At 37.5% G+C, this 21,011-nt stretch carries 20 protein-coding genes; 16 read left to right on the top strand and 4 right to left on the bottom strand.

Going from position 1 to position 21,011, the window contains the following annotated elements:
* Window positions 1-165 precede the first annotated feature (165 nt).
* Together ASU02_RS25635 and ASU02_RS02610 are read right to left on the bottom strand one after the other, a co-directional pair.
* Window positions 166-702 (bottom strand): hypothetical protein, encoded by a 537-nt coding sequence (locus ASU02_RS25635; protein ID WP_232426134.1) that lies wholly within the window; start codon window positions 700-702, stop codon window positions 166-168.
* Between the two features lie 250 nt (window positions 703-952).
* The gene (locus ASU02_RS02610; protein WP_057760688.1) at window positions 953-2,350 is read right to left on the bottom strand and encodes a trypsin-like peptidase domain-containing protein; all 1,398 of its coding nucleotides are present in this window, start codon (window positions 2,348-2,350) and stop codon (window positions 953-955) included.
* A gap of 222 nt (window positions 2,351-2,572) precedes the next feature.
* On the opposite strand from ASU02_RS02610, the gene ASU02_RS02605 reads away from it, so the two are divergent.
* The 15 genes from ASU02_RS02605 to ASU02_RS02530 all read left to right on the top strand — a co-directional run bounded on the left by ASU02_RS02605 (window position 2,573) and on the right by ASU02_RS02530 (window position 18,640).
* Window positions 2,573-3,382 (top strand): DUF2262 domain-containing protein, encoded by an 810-nt coding sequence (locus ASU02_RS02605; protein WP_057760686.1) that lies wholly within the window; start codon window positions 2,573-2,575, stop codon window positions 3,380-3,382.
* 1,147 nt (window positions 3,383-4,529) lie between these two features.
* Window positions 4,530-5,564 carry a TRAP transporter substrate-binding protein gene (locus ASU02_RS02595; protein ID WP_057760682.1) on the top strand — a complete coding sequence of 345 codons (1,035 nt, stop codon included), beginning with the start codon at window positions 4,530-4,532 and terminating at the stop codon, window positions 5,562-5,564.
* Window positions 5,565-5,642: 78 nt separating this feature from the next.
* Window positions 5,643-6,119, top strand: coding sequence for a TRAP transporter small permease (locus tag ASU02_RS02590; RefSeq protein ID WP_057760680.1), 477 nt, complete (start codon window positions 5,643-5,645; stop codon window positions 6,117-6,119).
* On the top strand, window positions 6,119-7,387 hold the full coding sequence (locus tag ASU02_RS02585; protein WP_057760678.1) for a TRAP transporter large permease: 1,269 nt from the start codon (window positions 6,119-6,121) through the stop codon (window positions 7,385-7,387). Before ASU02_RS02590 ends, ASU02_RS02585 begins: the two co-directional genes overlap by 1 nt.
* A gap of 11 nt (window positions 7,388-7,398) precedes the next feature.
* Complete coding sequence (locus ASU02_RS02580; protein ID WP_057760676.1) at window positions 7,399-8,778, top strand: FAD-binding oxidoreductase; 1,380 nt, start codon at window positions 7,399-7,401, stop codon at window positions 8,776-8,778.
* Window positions 8,775-9,863 carry a tartrate dehydrogenase gene (locus tag ASU02_RS02575; protein WP_057760674.1) on the top strand — a complete coding sequence of 363 codons (1,089 nt, stop codon included), beginning with the start codon at window positions 8,775-8,777 and terminating at the stop codon, window positions 9,861-9,863. The genes ASU02_RS02580 and ASU02_RS02575 overlap by 4 nt, the downstream gene beginning before the upstream one ends.
* On the top strand, window positions 9,863-10,603 hold the full coding sequence (locus ASU02_RS02570) for an SDR family NAD(P)-dependent oxidoreductase (protein ID WP_057760672.1): 741 nt from the start codon (window positions 9,863-9,865) through the stop codon (window positions 10,601-10,603). Before ASU02_RS02575 ends, ASU02_RS02570 begins: the two co-directional genes overlap by 1 nt.
* Window position 10,604: 1 nt before the next feature.
* The gene (locus ASU02_RS02565) at window positions 10,605-12,062 is read left to right on the top strand and encodes an aldehyde dehydrogenase family protein (protein WP_232426132.1); all 1,458 of its coding nucleotides are present in this window, start codon (window positions 10,605-10,607) and stop codon (window positions 12,060-12,062) included.
* Window positions 12,063-12,271: 209 nt separating this feature from the next.
* The gene (locus tag ASU02_RS02560) at window positions 12,272-12,592 is read left to right on the top strand and encodes a PadR family transcriptional regulator (RefSeq protein ID WP_057760667.1); all 321 of its coding nucleotides are present in this window, start codon (window positions 12,272-12,274) and stop codon (window positions 12,590-12,592) included.
* Entirely contained in the window at window positions 12,585-13,199 is a 615-nt protein-coding gene (locus tag ASU02_RS02555) for a DUF1700 domain-containing protein (RefSeq protein WP_057760665.1), read from the top strand. Before ASU02_RS02560 ends, ASU02_RS02555 begins: the two co-directional genes overlap by 8 nt.
* The gene (locus ASU02_RS02550) at window positions 13,186-14,148 is read left to right on the top strand and encodes a DUF4097 family beta strand repeat-containing protein (RefSeq protein ID WP_057760663.1); all 963 of its coding nucleotides are present in this window, start codon (window positions 13,186-13,188) and stop codon (window positions 14,146-14,148) included. The genes ASU02_RS02555 and ASU02_RS02550 overlap by 14 nt, the downstream gene beginning before the upstream one ends.
* 218 nt (window positions 14,149-14,366) lie before the next feature.
* Window positions 14,367-15,515 (top strand): DUF418 domain-containing protein, encoded by a 1,149-nt coding sequence (locus tag ASU02_RS02545; protein ID WP_057760661.1) that lies wholly within the window; start codon window positions 14,367-14,369, stop codon window positions 15,513-15,515.
* Between the two features lie 19 nt (window positions 15,516-15,534).
* Complete coding sequence (locus ASU02_RS02540; RefSeq protein WP_057760659.1) at window positions 15,535-16,650, top strand: sensor histidine kinase; 1,116 nt, start codon at window positions 15,535-15,537, stop codon at window positions 16,648-16,650.
* Complete coding sequence (locus ASU02_RS02535; protein WP_057760657.1) at window positions 16,643-17,248, top strand: response regulator transcription factor; 606 nt, start codon at window positions 16,643-16,645, stop codon at window positions 17,246-17,248. Before ASU02_RS02540 ends, ASU02_RS02535 begins: the two co-directional genes overlap by 8 nt.
* Window positions 17,249-17,503: 255 nt before the next feature.
* Entirely contained in the window at window positions 17,504-18,640 is a 1,137-nt protein-coding gene (locus tag ASU02_RS02530; RefSeq protein WP_057760655.1) for a TIGR04053 family radical SAM/SPASM domain-containing protein, read from the top strand.
* Window positions 18,641-18,792: 152 nt separating this feature from the next.
* On the opposite strand, the gene ASU02_RS02525 is transcribed toward ASU02_RS02530, so the two are convergent.
* Both ASU02_RS02525 and ASU02_RS02520 read right to left on the bottom strand, forming a co-directional pair.
* Window positions 18,793-19,197 carry an ImmA/IrrE family metallo-endopeptidase gene (locus ASU02_RS02525; protein WP_057761102.1) on the bottom strand — a complete coding sequence of 135 codons (405 nt, stop codon included), beginning with the start codon at window positions 19,195-19,197 and terminating at the stop codon, window positions 18,793-18,795.
* Between the two features lie 48 nt (window positions 19,198-19,245).
* Window positions 19,246-19,686, bottom strand: coding sequence for a helix-turn-helix domain-containing protein (locus tag ASU02_RS02520; RefSeq protein WP_057760653.1), 441 nt, complete (start codon window positions 19,684-19,686; stop codon window positions 19,246-19,248).
* Between the two features lie 253 nt (window positions 19,687-19,939).
* Between ASU02_RS02520 and ASU02_RS02515 the strand changes: the two genes are divergently transcribed.
* The gene (locus ASU02_RS02515; RefSeq protein ID WP_057760652.1) at window positions 19,940-20,398 is read left to right on the top strand and encodes a helix-turn-helix domain-containing protein; all 459 of its coding nucleotides are present in this window, start codon (window positions 19,940-19,942) and stop codon (window positions 20,396-20,398) included.
* Window positions 20,399-21,011: the final 613 nt, after the last annotated feature.

Genomic DNA, 21,011 nt, shown 5'->3' with positions numbered 1-21,011 from the left:
AAGAGCCCAATGGGACAAAATAGTGGGAAAGTTAAAGAGGTAGTCCCATAGAAGAGCCCAATGGGACAAAAACAGTGGGAAAGTGAAAGAGAAAGTCCCATAGAAGAGCCCAATGGGATAAAATCAGCAAGAAAGTGAAAGAGGATAGTCTCATAAAAAAAGCATTTATTTGTAAAAAGTCCAGCGTGAATTTCCGACAGCCTTGAAGTTTCTTGTTAAAATTCTACTAATTCTTTTTCTACAATTTACTATCCTACACCATTCCATGACCACACTATTAGTAACCTTTAAATCAGGAAATAGCAACATTAACTCTTTAATCGCTCGTACTACAGCAGTTTCGACACTTTCCTCGTATCCACATGAACCACAAGTACATACCTGTCCACGAACAGAAATAGAAAAAGAGTAGCAAAATCTGCAATTTACGCCTTTTTTCAGTTGTTCAAACTTATATTCTGGTAAATGAGTATAAGGGGATTTTTTAATATGAAGAGAAACTAATTTGCTGGCTAGATGACTGCACTCATCACTATTACTAATTTGCACTGCGTTTAATTTTTGGATATAGCTTTTTACCTGTGTGGGAAAAATAAAATGCTTGTTGAGGGGAGCTTGATATAAGGTGAACTCTGGGTTGATAAAAACAATGTTGGCTTCAATAGAAAGGTTATAGCCATTGTTTTGAAGTAACTGACGCAACAGAGATTCACTGCGCTTTATTTGGTGCTGTGGATTGTTGTATCGAAATAATACTGGCGATCCTTATTTGATAAAGTCATTCTTCTGTTTAGTACATTGAAAATAGTTAATTCTTCAGACTCTTTTCGGTGTTTAATAATCACTTAACACACCCTTTCTTCCTATTCAAACTCTATTTTATAAAAAAATTCGCATGAGGGTTAGTATAAAAATATGAATTTTTTGGTAACCCTCATGAAGAATATGGATGTTAGTTTGGATGTTCAATAAAGTTCTGAGCAAAAAAGTAAATTTTATCAGAGGGCACAGCTAGATTAAGATTTTGCCCATTATCAAACCCTGCGGTGATCAAGCCTACTAGTCTGCCAAACATATCGAGCAGTGCCCCGCCAGAGCTTCCATTAGAAATTGGAGCAGTAAATTGTATCATTGACAAATGATTTATCTCCCTAAAACCGGAAACTATTCCATCCGAGACAGAATTAAATAATCCTAATGGACTGCCAATGGCGACAATTTTTTGGCCACGAACTAATTCACCATCTGTCTTAACAATTAAAGGGGAGCAATGTTTATCCACTTTAATAATGGCCAGGTCAAATTGCTGGTGATATTTAATGAAATGATCTGTTACATATTCCTCTGTTTCATTTTCATAGAGCACTGAAAAAAGATGCCCGCCTTGAACTACATGTAAATTCGTTAAAATATATCCTTTACTATGAATGACTACACCTGAACCGTAGCATACAACCTTATTTTCGTTATCATATACTTTAATCATAACAACTGAGTTTGATAGGGAAGCTAGCTGTTCATAACTCAGTTCTGCAGTCGGCACCTGGGTATGGATATGTTTTACAGGATTGGCTATCTTGGGCTGGGAGATTATATTTGGCCTAGAAGGCATGGGTATACTCTCTGCACTTGGTTTAATTGAATAATCAGGTAACTTAATTGGCTCTGAATATAAGGTACTGCACTTATATAGTGTGGAATAAGTTTCGGCTTCAGGATGCAAATGGATAATGTCCTCTTTTGGATTCATATAGCAGATATCACAGCCAAGCTTAGATAAGAAATACAAAAATAATAATTCATGCTGTTTAATATCACCGATAAAAATGACTTTCGGGGATGTCCCTGAGTTAGTAAAAAGCTTAGGCAAATAGATTTCCATCCAATGTAAAAATTTAATGACGAAGTTTTTCGTTAAACTTGGATTCGTGTTCGGATGGGTTTGAGTATACATTGATAGAACCTGCATAAAGGTAAGCTTTTTCGTCCACTCAAGGGTGTCATTATGTAATGGGGCACACAGATTTGCATGATAAAGAGAATTTGAGTTGCTAGCAGAAGGTGAAACCACCGATTGCCAATTCTCCCAAACATTTGCCAGTCTGTTAATATCATTGTTATTAGATATTCTCTCAAGCCCTTGTAAACGTAAATAAGGAGCAGTGGACATGTGCTGATCAATCTTTAGAATCGTTTCTGTGTAATGTTTAATGGATTCAGGAATACCAATAAATCTTACAAAAAGAACCTCTTTAGAAACGGACTCTTTTTTATTTATAGTCATAAAATCCTCAAGAGGACTATTTGTTGATTTAAGTTTCACCTTTAAAGGCTTTGTTCTTACAATCATAAATCATTCTCCTGTTTCCAATTATTTGTATAATGTAATTATAAGGAAATTATTGAAAAGTTCATAGGCAGAAATTTTAATAAGTAAATATATAAATAGGTATAGGATATTATTCCCGCTATAAAGATTTTATTAGATAAAGGGGGAGAATGGAATCATCCAAATGGTATATTTTAGGTTTATATATATTGAAGATAGTAATGATGAAAGGAATGGAAGAAAATGAGTATAACGCGCGAAAAGAGTAAATTTGAGAATAGATTCACTGATGAAGTAATTGAAATTGCAGCTGTTACAGGGGTATCAGGAATCGGGGCAGGAAGAGGGGGCGGAGCTAAGCTATGGAATGCATCTATTCCAATAATTGCTTGGAAAAATATATTAGCTAATGAAATGAGAATAGAAGAGTTACGGTTAGAATGGCAAGTGAATGATGAAGAATGGGAACATTCAAGAGATATTTTGAAAAAGAACACTGTTGTGAGATTACTAGTAAGAAGAGCAGAAAATTCAATGATGCTTGTTAAGGTTTTGGAGACAGCATATAAAGATGAAGAGTTGGAAATGATTCTGCAGGAATCGTTAAAGCCGGTTTTTTACACGGATGAGGTGTTAGGTAAGTTTGAACTGGATAAAAGTGTGAAGACTTTTGAAAAACAAGTATTATGGGCTGGTGAAGAAGGAAATCTTTATTTTGACTGGGATGAAGATGAGAACGGGATGAAGGCTGCATTAGAAGCAGCCTATGCATTTTTCGAAAATCAAAAGGAATGGAACACGAAAATTAGAAGGTATGCCGCAGAAGAACTGACAGAATTAGCAAATGATTGGCTGCAGGATAATGAAGAGGCAGAGATTGATGAGATTACAAATGACATGTTCATGGATCTTATGCAATTAGACAGTATTAGCGTTTATTCAGATGGCGACTTTAATTTTTTCTTTTTTGATGGAGATATGTTTTGGGGACATTCGATTATTGTAAGTGGAAACATTAATGGAGATTTAACCTCTGCTGAAATCGCAGGATAATTGCAGGAAGGGGAAAAGGTCAGGAAACTTGTTATATGGAAGAGACTGGGACATACCTACAATCTTTATTTCTTACAGCTAATACAGTTTCGCCGTATCCCAATATAAAATCTGCTATTTCATATACAGCACCACTGCAAGCATACCAAAAAGTACAGTACACATACCGGCTATTGCAACTAGAGTAGCGCTCCAGCTAGAGCGACTATTAAATCATCAGTAGCACAAGAATCAAATAAGCTCGTAAACTAGAGCTAGACAATTCTCTAACTCTAAAGTTCTATCTTTCTACGAAAGATGATGGGACAAAAGTATTTTTTCTATTAAAGGACTTTTCTACCTCAAAATATTCGTATTCAGTGGTGGACGGAGTATTTGTTTAATGGACAGGATCTAATAAGGGCATCCAAGTCAAACGATTGGTTGTCCATAATGGGTTTGATAAACTTAGTTTATTAATTAATATCTAAATCACGATGAAAAGGAGTTAGCCAATGCCAAGAAGCCAGCTTTTGATAACAACCTCGGTTCTGTTAATAATAATTGTTTTCATCCTTGCATGGGCCTTTTTGGAAAAAAACGATCAAAAGTCCTTTTTCACTTTGTTTGGAATTGACCTCATAATCATTGGTGTTATAAACTTCCTATTTTGTATTACTCACTATAAAGAGAAGAAAAAAGGATTAGCTGGTGTATATTTCATAATAGCTTTATCTTTTTGGGTACTATCCTTTGTTTGTTTTAGTCTCTAGTTAAAGTTATGCAATATGTAGGCGTTAGTTTCAAAATGAAATAAAGCGACTTAAACAGTATCTATGTGAGGACTTGACAAAGTATACGTCTAGTTTGTGATTTTGGCATTAGCCCAGCCTCGCGATAATGGCCGTGAATTTAAGAAAATTCACAGCCAACCACTAATGGAATAGAAGTATTTACACATAAAAATAGAGAAAGGTGAATTTGAGTAAGCTCAAATTCACCTTTTTTACTAATTGAGGCTAGTTATGTCCCAGCCTCTTTTTAATTACCATTAGATAAAATAGACTGAATTATTATAAAAATAGAATAATTTTAGCGCATAAAAGCGTAGAAGGTGTTATAATGGCAATATTCTAAAAATTATAGACAAAAAGGGGGATTTTTCTACATGAAGAAGAAACGATTTTTGTTAGTAGCATTAGCAGCTATCATGTTTATTTTCACTGGCTGCAGTAAGAGCAGTGAGTCTGGGGGAGAGGCAGATAAGAATTCGGGTGAAAAGGCAAGTGGAGAAACGTTCACTTTAAAGGCAGGGCATTCGTTAACAGAGGATCATCCGTATCATATTGGATTACTGGAAATGGCTAAAAATGTAGAAGAGCGTACAGATGGAAAAGTGAAGATAGAAGTATTTCCGCTAAGTCAGCTTGGTGCTGAACGTGAGTTGACAGAGGCACTGACCCTTGGAACAGCAGATATGTCAGTTTCATCAACTGCACCAATTGTAAACTTTTATCCAGAAATCGGTATTGTTGATATGCCCTTTTTATTTGAATCAAGGGAACATGCCTATAAAGTATTGGATGGAGAAATTGGACAAGAGCTTTTAAAGGGAATGGAGAACATCGGAATTATCGGTCTTGCGTGGGGGGAGAATGGATTCCGCCATATTACAAATGCGAAGCACCCAATTACAAAGCCTGGAGATCTAAAGGGTATTAAGATCCGGACACAGGAAAATCCAATCCATCTTGATGCATTCAATGCACTTGGTGCAAAACCGACCCCGATGGCTTGGACAGAAGCTCTAACTGCTCTTCAGCAAGGAGTAGTGGATGGACAGGAAAATCCAATTGTCGTTGCAGATACGTACAAGCTTTTCGATGCGAACCAAAAGTATATGACATTAACAGGTCATCTATACTCTCCTGCAGTTATTATGTTCAGCAAAACGACGTGGGATAAGCTGCCTGCTGAATATCAGGAGATTCTGAGTGAAGAGGCGAAAAAGTCTGGCGACCAAATTCGTGAACTTATTAAGAAATCTGATGAAGACTCATTAAAGGTTCTCAAAGAACAAGGAATGGAAATTATTGAGGAGGTTGATGTGTCTCCTTTCCGTGGAGCCATCCAGCCAGTCTATGAAAAATATGAATCAGAATTTGGAAAAGAAAAAATTGACGCCATTTTAAATACAAAATAATTCTATTGAAAAACTTGGCGAGCACAGGAGACCTTTCCTGTACAACCCAAGTTTTTTAATCATAAGGAGAAATGATTGGTGGTAAAAAACGTAATTCACGCAATAAATAATGTCGTTAAATGGGTTATAATTCTTCTCTTTTTTCTTATGGTTATTGTCGTGTTCTTGCAGGTGATATTTAGATTTGTAGTAGATCAGCCGCTTGCTTGGACAGAAGAGCTGTCCCGTTATTTGCTTATTTGGCTTACCTTTTTGGGTACAGGCTATGGGATGAGTGTGAAGGCGCATCCTAGTATAGAACTGCTCTTTGAAAAAGCAGGAGGCTTAATGAAAAAGGTGCTAATCGTTCTATCAACTGCCCTCATTCTTTTTTTCTTTTGGCAAATTATTGTGAACAGCTTTGAATTTATCGGCCGCAGCATGACACAAACATCACCTGTTCTGCAATTGCCAATGGGACTGGTCTATACAGTAATCCCGATTTCAAGTGTTCTATTTATTATCAATCTACTTCAGGTTTCTGTATCTGAATGGCGAAGGGGGGCAAGTCAATAATGGCCTGGTTATTATTTGGCGTGCTAATCGTTCTTTTTCTAATTAACATTCCGGTTGCGGTCGCACTTGGGCTTGCTTCGATGATTGTCTTAATGGTTCAAGATAATGTGCCATTAATGGTTGTTGTCCAAAAAATGTTTAATTCAACCGATTCATTTACGCTGATGGCTGTTCCATTCTTTATTCTTGCTGGGAAGTTAATGGAGACAGGTGGTATTTCGAAGCGTTTAATGAATTTTGCCGGTTCCCTTGTAGGAGGTCTTCATGGTGGATTAGCAATGGTATCAATCGTAACATGTATGTTTTTTGCTGCTGTATCTGGATCTGCTGCTGCAACAACGGCTGCAGTCGGGAGTATTCTTATTCCGGCAATGGTGAAAAAAGGCTACGACAAGAGTTTTGCGACAGCGATCCAAGCCGCAGGCGGAACGATTGGAGTCATGATTCCTCCTAGTGTTCCATTAATTTTATTTGGGGTTATTGCTGGTGCATCCATTGGTGATCTGTTCATTGCAGGAATAATGCCAGGAATATTTGTCGGAATCTCACTGATTATCGTTGCCTATGTTATTTCTCGTAAACGAGGCTATGGAAAAGAAGAAAAAAGCTCTTTCAAAGAAATTGCTATTTCCTTTAAAGATGCAATTTTAGCCTTGCTCATGCCAATTATCATTCTTGGCGGGATTTATGGGGGGATTTTCACTCCAACAGAAGGTTCAGTTATTGCGGTTGTCTATGGATTAATTGTCGGTCTTTTTATTTATAAAGAGATTAAGTGGAAGGATTTGCCTGAGATATTTATTTCTTCAGGTGTAACCTCAGCTGTCATTCTTTTTATCATTTCATGTGCTTCGATTTTTGGCTTCATTTTAACAAGGGAACAAATTCCGCTGCAGATTACGGATGCGATGCTTGGTATAACAACAAATGCGATTATGATCTTAATTATCATCAATATCATCTTGTTAATCGTTGGAACATTTCTTGAAACATCAGCAGCCATTGTTATTTTGGCGCCGATTTTAGTCCCTATCGCATCTGCCGCAGGAATCGATCTTGTGCATTTCGGTGTTGTCATGGTTGTCAATCTTGCCATTGGAATGATCACACCGCCAGTTGGAATTAACTTATTTGTTGCATCCAATATTGCAAAGATTCGACTGGAGCATATCGTACGAGCAATTGTTCCGTTCTTGATTATTTTGATTGTAGACGTATTTATTCTAAGCTTTATGCCTTCAATCAGCTTGTTTTTACTAGATAAATAGAGGTGAAAAATATGTACGAAGATTTATTAGCTATTTTAGAAGACACAGAGCGTGTAAGTGTAAATGAAACCGTGCTGGAGCATCATAGCGGCGGTACCGACTATCATGAAAGGAAAAAGCCAGATATTGTTGTTTTTCCTAAAACGGAACATGAGGTTGTTGAGATTGTAAAATATGCGTCCTCCAAAAAAATACCGATCATTCCTTTCGGTGCAGGAAGCAGCATTGAAGGGCATCTAATGCCAGTCTTTGGCGGCATTAGCATGGATTTCACTCTGATGAATGAAGTGACTTCTGTCTATCCTGATGATTTTGTCGTTAAGGTTCAGCCTGGTGTGACTCGAATGCAATTAAATAAACACTTGAAAAAATACGGCTTATTTTTTCCAATTGATCCAGGTGCAGATGCGACCGTTGGCGGAATGGCTGCGACAAATGCAAGCGGGACGAATGCGGTAAAGTTCGGCACAATGAAGCATAATGTCCTTGGTCTTCAAGTCGTTATGGCAGATGGCAGCCTTATTTCAACAGGCGGGGAAACGATTAAATCATCAGCAGGCTATAATTTGACTGAGCTTTTGATTGGTTCAGAAGGGACTTTAGGCATTTTTACTGAAATCACATTAAAGCTAACAGGTATCCCAGAAGCAACTGTGGTAGCAAAAGCAGCATTTGAGACTGTTGAAGAAGCAGGCAAGGCAGCTGAATTAGTCCTGCAGTCTGGTGTCGGCATTGGAAAAATGGAGCTTGTTGATGCAGCGACGATTCAAGCGGTTAATGAATTTAAGGGGACTGACTTTAAGGAAACACCAACACTTTTTTTAGAATATAACGGAACTGCAGAAGCAACTAAACAAGGAATCACCTTTATTAAGGAATTAATGGAGGATTCGGGATCAACCCATTTTGAATTTGAGAATGATTCGATTAAACGGGCACAGCTTTGGGAAGCACGCCATCAGGCTGCGCTAGCCATTGTTGGCCGTAAGCCCAATCGAAAGCTTGTATCAACAGATGTCTGTGTTCCTATTTCGCAATTAGCGCTTTCTATTGCTTATACAAGAAAACTATTAGAAGAATACGAGATGGATGGAGCCATTCTTGGCCATGTAGGGGATGGAAACTTTCATGCAGTATTTGGATTAAATACAGATGATAAAGATGAAATGGCACGTTTCCATGCATTGAATGAAAAAGTCGTTACGTTTGCCCTCGAGCATAGGGGAACATGTACCGGTGAGCACGGTATTGGAGTCGGGAAGATGAAATTTCTCAAGGAAGAACGTGCTACCTCATTAAAGATGATGAAATTGATTAAGAGATCTCTGGATCCGGAAAATATTTTAAATCCGGGGAAAATATTCGAAATGGAAGAAGTGGTGGAAAGATGAAAAGTTATCGAATAGCTGTTTTACCTGGAGATGGAATTGGTCCAGAAGTCGTAATTGAAACAATGAAAGTATTAGAGTTTTTAAAAAAGCTAGATTCCACTTTACATATGGAATTTGATACATTTCATTGGAATAGCGAGTACTATCTTCAGCATGGAGAAATCATGCCAAAGAATGGACTGGAAACTTTAAATAAGTATGATGCAATTTTATTTGGGGCAATCGGAGATCAGCGTGTTCCTGATGAGGTTACCATATGGAAATTGATCATGCCGATAAGAAAGCAATTTAACCAATACATCAATTTCCGTCCGGTCAAATTGCTGCAAGGGATAGCTTCTCCATTGACTGATGGGGGAGACATAGATTTTGTCATTATCCGTGAAAATGCGGAAGGGGAGTACTCAAATAGCGGAGGAAGATTATATCCGGGTTTTGAACAGGAAATCGCTGTTCAAAATACGATTTTTACAAGAAAAGGTACAGCCAAAGCAGCAAGATTTGCCTTTGAATATGCAAAGAGGAATAGAAAAAGGTCGGTTACAAGTGCGACAAAATCGAATGCGATCATTCATTCCATGAAGCTATGGGATGAAGTAGTGCAAGAGATCAGTGAGGAGTTTCCTGCTATAAAGTTGGACAGTTATTATATTGACGCGCTTGCTGCCTATTTCGTTTCAAGACCTAAGGACTTTGAAGTGGTTGTAGCCTCCAATTTGTTTGGTGATATTTTGAGTGATTTAGGTTCGGCTGTTGTCGGAGGATTGGGTCTATCTCCATCAGCTAACCTGAATCCAGAAGGGGACTATCCGTCTATGTTTGAGCCTGTACATGGGTCCGCTCCTGATATTGCCGGCAAGGGAATTGCTAATCCAATTGCACAAATATGGTCAGCAGCCCTTATGCTTGAGCATTTAGGAAGAGCGGATTTAGCAGGTGTGATCGTAGATGCGATTGAAAGAGTTTTGCTTGAAAAAGAGGCGCGTACACCCGATTTAGGCGGAACATCAACCACAAGTGAAATGGGCACAGCAATTTGTGAGGCCTTGCAGCAAATCTTATTAGTTAAGGAAGGGAATGCATAATGAGACTTGAAAATGAGGTTTTTGTTGTCACGGGTGCAAAAGGCGGAATGGGCAGAGAAACGGTGAAGCGATTTTTAGAAGAAGGGGCATATGTTGCAGCTGTTGATTTGAATATTGATGGTATGGAGAAGTCAGATCGGCTTCTGCCGATAGCAGCTAATTTAACGAGTGAAGCTGATGTTGCTCGAATCTTTCAAGAAGTTAAACGTGTATTCGGCCGTGTAGATGGGCTTGTTAATATTGCTGGAATTGCCCAAGCAGCGACACAAATTGAGGAGGTAAGTTTGGCAGACTGGGAAAAATTGATGAGTGTGAATGCGACATCTCTTTTTCTTACCTGCCGTGAAGCGGTCCCATATATGAAACAACAAGGAGAAGGCGTGATTGTGAATATCGCCTCTATATCAATGGTCAGGCCGCGTCCAGGATTGAATGCTTATATTGCTTCAAAAGGGGCAGCCGTTTCATTTTCTCAGGCATTAGCTATTGAGCTTGCTGACTACGGAATCCGGGTAAACGTGGTGAACCCCGGTCCTGCTGATACGAATATGCTCGGTCAATTTACATCCAAGAATGCGGATGTTGAAGCAACGAAGGAAAACATTTTCAAGAAAAGTGTTCCATTAGGGCGGCTCATTAATCCGATTGATATTGCCAATTCCCTTGTTTACTTATGTTCGAAGGAAGCGTCGATTGTAACTGGTTCCGTGTTAAATGTTGATGGCGGAAGGGGAATATAAAGTGAACGCTGCAGATGTGAATGTGCTTGGCTGTTTTATTGGCGGAGAATGGGTTGTGCCAGATGACGCGAAATTAATAGAAGTGAGGAATCCTGCAGATGGGTCAACGATTGCCTTTGTTCCAAGAGGGAATAAGGAGGAAATTGATATGGCTGTTAAAAAAGCACAAGCGGCTTTTTCTTCAGCAGAATGGAAATCACTCCAGCCGTATAAACGGGGGAAACTTCTCTATCAGATTGCTGAATTAATCCGTAATAATAAAGATGAGTTTGCTAGATTAGAAACGATGGATGTAGGAAAACCATATGCGCAATCAGAAATGGATGTAGAAATTGCTGCTCGTTATTTTGAGTTCTATGCGGGCGCAGCTGACAAAATATTAGGAGAAACGATTCCAGTTGAAGCAGGAATTATTGATTATACGGTCCGTGAACCGCTTGGTATTGTCGGACATATTATTCCATGGAATTACCCGCTGCAAATCGCAGCAAGGAGCATTGCCATTTCGATTGCGACAGGAAACGCAGCAGTACTTAAGCCTGCTGAGGATACACCATTAACAACCTTAAAACTTGTTGAAATTATTGAACCGATCGGACTTCCAAAAGGGATTATTAATGTCATAACAGGTTATGGCCATGAAGCAGGTGCGGCACTTTCATCACACCCAGGGATCCACCATATAACGTTTACCGGTTCAGTGGAGACAGGAAAAAGAGTGATGGAGTCTGCGGCTCAAAACATTGTTCCTGTAACACTTGAACTTGGAGGAAAGTCCCCAAATATTGTGTTTGCCGATTGCAATGAGGAAAACGCATTGGAATGGGTGATGCGCTCGATTGTCCAAAATGCCGGACAGACCTGCTCAGCGGGATCACGTTTAGTAATTGAAAAAACAATTAAGAATGATTTTGTCCGAAAATTAGCAGCGAAAATGGAAAGTCTATCGATTGGACCAGGAATGGACAACCATGATTTAGGACCGGTGTTATCCAAAAAACAATTTGAACGGATTCAAGGTTTTATTGAGCTTGCTAGGGAAGATGGAATCACCATTGTAACTGGCGGGAAGCGTGCAACGATAAAAGGGTGTGAATCTGGATACTACATGCAGCCAACCATACTAGATCATATTCCGCCAGCCCATCACCTTGCACAAGAAGAAATTTTTGGTCCTGTTTTAACAGTTACCACATTTGAAACGGAAGAAGAGGCGATTGAAATAGCGAATGGCACGCCATATGGACTGGTTGCAGGCGTATGGACTGAAAATGTAGGCCGTGCCCATCGTGTAGCAAACGAGCTTCAATGCGGTCAAGTCTTCATTAACCATTATGGTGCTGGGGGAGGCATTGCCCAGCCATTTGGCGGGTATAAAAAGAGCGGGTTTGGAAGAGAAAAGGGATTAGAAGCTATACGAAACTATACACAGGTTAAAAATATTGCTCTTAAATATTAGAAAGCTGAATATAAGTGAAATAACAGGAGGACACGATTAAAGGATTGTGTTCTCCTTTTTATTGTGTTTTGAATAATTTTCTAATAAAATGGAAAATTTTTCAATAATATACGTTGACATAACATATTATACGACATATAATATCTTTGACACCAATACTATACGATATATAATATGAGCTAATGTATAATACATGGAGGTGTACAGTGATGTCATTTCAGCTAGGATCCTCTTTGCTTGATGCTTGTGTCCTTGCCATATTAGCGAAGGAAGATGCATATGGGTATTCTCTTACACAGCACGTTCGCGAGGTAATGGATATTTCAGAATCGACATTATACCCAGTCCTTCGCAGACTCCAAAAAGGGGAGTTTTTAACCACTTATGATCAGCCTTTTCAAGGCAGAAACCGGCGGTATTATCGAATTACTCCAAGCGGCCGCTCTAAATATGAGGAGCTGCTTGAGGAGTGGGTAGATTATAAGCAAAAAATTGATTCAGTCCTATTAGGGGGAATACATTATGAGTAGGGAAGAGTATTTAATAGTGCTGCGGCAAAAGCTTAAAAAATTGCCGAATGAAGAAATAAACGCAGCCTTAGATTTCTATAATGAATATTTTGAAGAAGCGGGTGAAGAAAATACCGCTGAGGTAATAGCTAAACTAGGCTCACCATCACATGTGTCCACGCAAATTTTAGCGGAATACGCTTTAAAAGGGTTGGACAATGAATCAAGCACAGCTAAAAAAGGGCTCTCAGCTGTATGGTTCATCATTCTAGCTATTCTCGCTTCGCCGATTGCTTTACCATTGCTGCTGTTTGTGATCATTCTCATATTTACTCTCGTTCTTATTTGCGGAACCTTTTTATTAACATTTTTTCTTCTAACTTTTTCATTAGCCTTAGGAGGGATTTTTAGTATTGTAGCGGGATTTGCTGTAATCGCACAGCATTGGCAAACCTCCCTTTTCTTTATTGGCATTGGATTAACAGCCTCTGGGATTGGGATCCTTCTATATCCGCCGCTTATATTAGTAACAAAGAATATGAGCAATTCATTAGCCAAATGGCTGAAAAGGCTACTCGATAAAATTACGTACAAACGTAAGGAGGGTTTGAAAAATGAAAACCTCTAAAAAAACAATGACGCTAATTGCAAGCACCATGATTGTTATCGGAATTATTTTTGGAGTAGCTGGCTTATTATCTGGGGCAAATCTTTCTATTGTAAATACGAAGGATGGGGTAAAGGTAATAAAAACAGAGGATCGGATAGAGGAGGAGTTTTCTTTACCTTCATTTACAAAAATAAATATTAATTTGGCGGATGCTGATATAGAGATTATTCCATCAAATGAATACAAACTCGAAATTGAAAGATTAAAATGGACAGAGGTTAAGCATGAAGTAGAGAATGACACATTCGTACTAACAGGAGAAAATCAAAAGTCTGACTCAATATTTTTAATGAATTTATCTTTCAAAAACATTCCAAAGCCGATCATTAAAATTTACGTTCCAAGGGACACCAAATTCTCTAATATTTCATTAGTGAACAAATTTGGAGATATTCGCTTAGTTGAAATGGCAGTGGATAAAATGGACATTTATGCAAACGATGGGGATATTGTAATCAAGGATTTGCAATCCAATGAATTAACAATAGAAAATGGATTTGGAGATATTACAGGAAGCAAAGTGAAAACAGCAAAATTACACGTGGAAATGAATGATGGCGATGCAGAATTTAATGGTCTAGAAGCTGCTTCAACTGTTTTTACTAACAAATTTGGTGATATTACCTTTAAAGAATTTTTAAGTCAAGAGCTCACTATAAAGAGCAATGATGGAGATATTGACATTCAAGGAAAGCTTCTGGGAAATTCTAGCATACATTCAAGCTTTGGCGACATCGATCTAAAGCTTTCTAATAAAGAATCTGAGTTAAGCTATACGATCCGCAATCAATTTGGAGATATTTCAATTAATGATAATAATTTTGAAGGAAAGGCATCGCATAAGGCAAATTCTGAACATAGGCTAGATATTGTTTCTAATGATGGGGATGTCCAAGTGGACTTTTAAATGCACCAGGGATCTGAGTCTCTTTATTGAGATCTCGGATTTTCTTAATTTATTAAGTTTTATATAAAGGCTTTAAATCTAAATGGATTTGCTCCCCTAAGCATGTCCATTTTTTTTTATGACACCTGTCATAAAAAACTCCTGATAAGTGTGAATATTGATTGCTTATTTGCACAGATAAAATAAACTTATCAAATCAGGAAAGGAAATGGAAATGGATGAATATAAACAATAAACGAATTCGCTTACTTGATATTTTAAGAGGGTTTGCCGTGCTGGGGACATTAGGGACAAATATATGGATATTTGCCTGCTTAGGGGACTTGTCTTATATTTTCACATATGATCATTCTGCATGGTGGGAGTCTGTTCAAGATTTTATCAGAGTTTTTGTTTTATTTTTGGTTAATGGAAAGCTGCTTGGTTTACTAACCATTATGTTTGGCGTAGGCCTTGAGTTAAAATATCAGCAGGCTTTAAGAAAAGGAAATGCTTGGCCAGGAGTATATATATGGACTTCCTTTATCTTAATGATAGAGGGCTTTGTTCATTTCACGCTTGTTATGGAATACGATATCTTAATGAGCTATGGGGTAACGGCGATCATTGTTTCCTTTATTGTAAAGGGGGGGGATCGGGTGATTGCTAGAGCGATGAAAATTATTGGAGGACTTCATGGCAGTTTCATGCTGCTGCTTTTAGTGCAAGGAATCATTCTCGGGTTCTCAGCGTCAAATGTATCATTTGGAGATATGAAAGAAATCGTATCCCTCTATCAAAATGGCAGCTGGATAGAGCAAATTCAATATCGTTTATTAAATTTTGTAATTTTACGTTCAGAGGTCATTTTCGTTATTCCTATGAATATATTTCTCTTCTTGCTTGGTGTTCGTTTAATGAGATCTGGCGTTTTTTCTTCAGATGAAAATGGCAAGAAACAGAGGGGGAAATTATTTAAATTAGGCATATATGCAGGCGTTCCGCTAAATTTGCTCATCTTTGTGCCAGGGGGTGTCTTTGATTTTCCGGTGCGTTATCTATTTGCACCGATATTATCTTTAGGTTATTTAGCGTTTATTGCTAAAATAGTAGAAAGAACCCAATCTTTTTGGCTTTGGAGCAAGCTTGAAAGCGTTGGAAAGATGTCGCTTAGCTGCTATGTTATGCAAAATATCATTGCTTCCATTATTTTTTATGGCTGGGGCATTGGGCTAGGCGGAAAGGTAAATTCCATAGAGATTGTTCTTATTTGGCTGTTTATTAGCTCACTTCAAGTTGTTTTTGCAAATGCATGGCTGCAGCATTATAAGTTTGGACCTATGGAAGCGGCGAGAAGATATACTTCAAGATTAGTAGGAACGAAATAAAGATAAGGAGTGTATCGTAATGCTTAAAAAACTTTATCCTCATGATCAGATCCAAAAATATTTGCTTATTGATATGATTGCAATAGTGGTATTAATTTATAAAGTTAGCATTACGAATGGTGCAATTGGTTATCCAGGGCAGTTTTTATTAGTCATTTTGTATTTACTATGCTTTTATATCTGCTTGTGGCATAAGGATTGGAGGCTGTCTGCAGCCAGTTTTGCAGGCTGCCTCATTCTTATGCTTTTAGCTGTTTATGTGGATAAATGGATGCTGCTTTTCGGATTTATTTTTGCTGATTTGCTTGGAAGAGCAGAACGTAAGCTAGATCTTGGAATCGGGATCATTGGCATTGCAGTGATGTATATTTTATTCGGTTTATTAACAGCAGATAGCCTATTTGCAATGATCAAGACGCTGCATTTCCCCTTTATGATTGTACAGATGCTTTTGCCGTTAGTTATTTTTATAAGTACAAAGGCAAATGTTCTTCAAGAGGAACTTGATACGGCAAATGCTCAGCTTATTTTAGAGAAGGAGAGGCAGAGAATTGCCAGGGATTTACATGATACGCTTGGGCAAACATTAACGATGATAAAACTGAAAAGCGAGCTAACGAAGAGGTTAATTGAAAAAGATGCAGACAAGGCAAAGCAGGAGTTAGATGATATTTTAAATACATCCCGTTTGGCGTTAAAGCAAGTTCGGGAACTTGTTTCAGAAATGAAGTTTGTCTCGATTGAAGAAGAAATTGGACAAACACAAAAGGTCTTACAAACTGCAGGCATTGCTATGATTCATAACAAACAAGAGAAGCTGCCGCTATTATCGAATGTTGCGGAAACAATGCTGGCACTTTCTATAAGAGAAGCGATTACGAATATTGTCAAGCATAGTAATGCAAAGCGCTGCACATTTACTCAGTTTGAAAAGAATGGAGAATACTGCTTTCAAGTAATGGATGACGGAAATGGTCAAATAAGGGAAGGAAAAGGAAATGGAATTCAGTCAATGAAAGAGAGGATCGAAATGCTTCAAGGCGAGGTTGAAATCCACTCGAATCCTCATGGAGGCAGTGTAATCACATTAAGGGTACCAATTCATGTGAATGGAAGGAGAAGGTTAAGTGATTAGAGTTGTGATTGCAGAAGATCAGAAAATGCTTCGTGGGGCATTAACTTCATTATTAAAGCTGGAGGATGATATTGAAGTTGTAGCAGAAGCAGCTGATGGCTTGGCAGCATGGGATGCGATTATGAAATATCAGCCCGATGTGTGTTTATTAGATATTGAGATGCCTTCAATGTCAGGTCTTGAAATTGCTGAGAAACTAAAGCAAGTGAAAAATATGACAAGAGTCATAATTGTTACGACATTCGCTCGCCCTGGCTATTTACAAAAAGCAATTGATGCGCAAGTGGATGGCTATTTATTAAAGGATGAACCAATCGATTTCCTAATTGAAGCGATTCGAAGCGTAAAAAGGGGTGAACGTGTTCTTAGTACAGACTTAGCGGCAGCCTTATTTTTAAAAGAGGTGAATCCATTAACAGAGCGGGAAATGGATGTGCTCCGTCTCGCAAAGGAAGGGATGACAACAAGAGAAATTGTTAGTACTTTGTTTCTAACAGATGGAACGGTTAGAAATTATTTATCTTCTGCTATTCAAAAGCTAGAGGTTACGACAAGACAGCAGGCGATTGAGAAGGCGAAAAATAATGGATGGATTTAAAAAGCTGTCAATTGTAATCTTGGTTAACAAGCAATGGAGAGATAAAAATTCTTAGTGACTTTTAATACTATGAAAAAATGTGAATGAATCGTGAATCCCTTTTCTTAATCCTGCATAGCTGTAATGTCAGATTTGTATTATTTTCAGCATAAATAGGTATGTAAGTAGAATTGGTGAACTCTATTAAAAGTCCAATAAGGATGCATTATAGTACCTGTATAGGTATTTACTATAAGTAAAGTATGGTGATAAAAAATGCATCCAATAATTGACTACAATGAAAATCCCTTTATCGTAATTTGGGAAACGACAAGAGCGTGTCAGCTGAAATGCGTACATTGCCGGGCTGAGGCACAAACAACTCCCCATCCTGATGAGTTATCATATGAAGAAGGAATAAATCTAATTGATCAAATTTACGAAATGAATAATCCAATGCTAGTGTTTACAGGCGGGGATTGTATGATGAGGGAGGATCTTTATCAGCTTGCAGACTATGCAGTGAAAAAAGGCATGCGAGTTTCGATGACTCCAAGTGCTACTCCTAATGTGACGAAGGAAAAAATGATCATGGCTAAAGAGGCGGGATTATCCAGATGGGGATTTAGCCTAGATGGGCCAACACCAGAGATTCATGATTTTTTCCGTGGAACTCCAGGTTCATTTGATTTAACTGTTGAAAAGATTCATTATTTGAATGAACTAAATATGTCACATCAAATTAATACAGTGATAAACAGGTATAATTATGATCATCTTGAAGAAATGGCAGAGCTGGTGAAGGAACTGAAGGCAGTTGTGTGGTATGTATTCACTCTTGTTCCAACTGGCAGAGGACAAATGAAGGATTGCATTACACCAGCTGAGCATGAAAAGGTATTCCGCTGGCTGTATGACTTAAGCAAAACATCTCCTTATGATATTAAAACAACTGCTTCACAGCATTACCGCCGAGTCGTTCTGCAAGAAAAGGTACGTGAAAAGGCTTTAAGTAAAGGAAATATTCGCTATGAAGATACGATTACAAAAGACATGGCATTTATGGTGGATGGATTAAAACGTGCGCCACGGGGTGTGAATGATGGAAATGGCTTTGCCTTCGTTTCACATATAGGTGATGTATACCCAAGCGGATTGCTTCCAATTAAAGCCGGAAATATTAAAGAAACACCATTAAAAGAAATTTACCGTGAATCCAGCATCTTCAAAGAATTACGTGATCCGAATAACTATAAAGGCAAGTGCGGAGTTTGTGAGTATCGCTTTGTCTGTGGCGGTTCCCGTTCCAGAGCATATGCAGTAACGGGTGATTATTTAGAAAGTGAACCTTTCTGTGTCTATATTCCTGAAGCATTAAGGAATAAGAAGGAACAGACAACAAATAAACATTAACCATTAATAAAAAATACCATACGAAAAAGTCGTAAGGTATTTTTTTATTGCCTAAAACAAACCCTTATTTTTGCAAATGCTAAATGACCTTGATAAACAAACGATCCATCTTTTTTATCAAAAGATGAGAAATTTTTTACTAATAGTTGTATTTAATACTTTTTCAAATGAATAATCTCTGAAGGTACGCCGTAAGCAGCAGAAGCCTCATAAATAGTAGTGGTATTGTTCATATTTTCATATAAAAGCTCGTCTGGTATTAATATTTCAACAGCAAAGATATCTGCCTCAACCTCTATCTTATCTAATGAGAAAAGTGTGTTTTTTCTCAAGAAAGGAGTGTTTACCCTTGGATGCAGGATTGCGTGCCCTAATTCATGTGCACATATATATTTCTGCATCTCATTGTCTAAATTGTTGTTTATAAAAATATATTTATTCCTTTTATCATATTTATAAAAGCCCAAAATTTCCTCATGTAAGTCCCATGGAATGATGTGTATCTTCTTTAAAGATGCAAGCTCGAAGGGGTCAGAAGTTTTGTGCTTTGTCTTCATTTCATTCACTATGGTTTTGATCCATCCCAATGATATCGCCTCGCATCCCTACTCATTCTCTTTTCTATATTTATGAGGAACGTATTTTTTATTAATCCGTTGTGTTTGGCGAACAGCATATTCCATTGCCTCTAACAGTGATTCGATTGCTTCAGGACTCATAGGCTCTCCATTGAAACTTAACCCGTCTTCACTAGTTAGATCATTTTTTATTTTTTCCATTCGTTTAGCAATATCTTTTTCGTCTTTTTCAGAAAGAGGCGATAGGTTTGAAGAAACATACATTTTATCTTCAGATTGCCCAATCAATTCATTCATAGGAATTTTGAAAAACTCGCAAATCTTATCTAGCATGTCAAACCGTGGTTTTGCTATATCATTTTCCCAAGAATTATAACGCCCCCTTTTTATCCCCAATTTGTCTGCAACTTCATATTGACTAAGCCCTTTTTTATTGCGAAGGCTTTTCAGACTTTGTCCAAGAGTCATCATGGTCTCACCCCGAGTGAAAAATATTTTATCCATTTTTCGATTGACAGATAATATTTTTATCCAATATAATTTGATTATCTACTAAAAAGATATAAAATTTGGAAAAAATGTCATTTTATTATCCGATTATTACCAAAATGATAATTTTATTATCTTTTTTTATTATAAGAATATTAAATTATCTGGTCAATCTATTTTGATATTTTTTTGTGTAATTGGATAAATAAATTATCAATAGGAGGGTATATAAATGAATTGTAATGAAATCGAAAAACTGATTTATGATTATCATTGGTTACGTAAAGAGGTGAGCCGATTAGAAAAAATTGTTTTTGGATTTTCTGTACCTATAAAAAGTATCGGGGTCACACAATATGGAGTAGAAGCATCCTTGCCAAAAGGGAGTTTACTAAAGAGTGAAGCAGAACTAGCAGCATTAGATGTAAGGGAGAAACGATTATATAAACGATTAAACATGTATAGAAAAAAAGTATTTGCGATTGAAAAGATTGCAGAGCTTCATTTAGCAGATGATCAAGAACTTACACTGATGGATTGCATGATGGAAGGCATGAGCTATCGAGCGATTGCAGCCCATTTAGGACTTTCGAGAGAAAAAATACGAACTTTAAAGAACGAATTGATCGGCCATATCCACCAGAATTGCCACTTTTTGCATGAGTTGAAGGATGATAAATGTACAGTGTAAAATTAGATCAAGGCGGCAGGGTAATCACGAGTGACGCTATATTTAGAAATAGAACTTTTTAAATAAAAGGAAATATGGTAAAGCATAAAGAAAATGGAACCTATTTTTGGGGTAAAAAGGAAAATGTGGTCGCGTAAAAAGAAGATAAAACCCGTTTTTTGAAGAAAAGGAAAATGTGGTCACGTAAAAAGAAAATAGGCCCTGTTTATTGAAAAAAAAGGAAAATATGGTCACGTAAAAAGAAAATAAGACCCTTTTTTTGAATAAAAAGGAAAAAAAGGTCACATAAATAAAGATAAACCCGTTTTTTGAAGAAAAGGAAAAAAAGAATTGTCTAATGCAGAATTAAGCACTTGCTTATTTAAAAGAAGTGCTTTTTATTTTGGAATCGAGCTTAAGTAAAGTTAGAAGAAATGACCACCCATATCTGCCAAACCTGCCACTTTACGCATGAGTTGAAATGGAAGAAATCATGAGTGTAAAATGAGGTCAAGGAGATGAAGCAAGTATCTTACTTATTAAAAAGCTTTAGATTGTTGTTAAGCAAAAAGTGACTAATAGGGAAAAGATTGAGGCACTTATTTATGATAAAAGTAAGTGCTTTTTTATGGGG

Source organism: Cytobacillus praedii (assembly GCF_001439605.1).
In the GTDB taxonomy this organism is placed as follows: Bacteria; Bacillota; Bacilli; order Bacillales; family Cytobacillaceae; genus Cytobacillus; species Cytobacillus praedii.
This window is presented reverse-complemented; position numbering and strand designations above follow the sequence as displayed.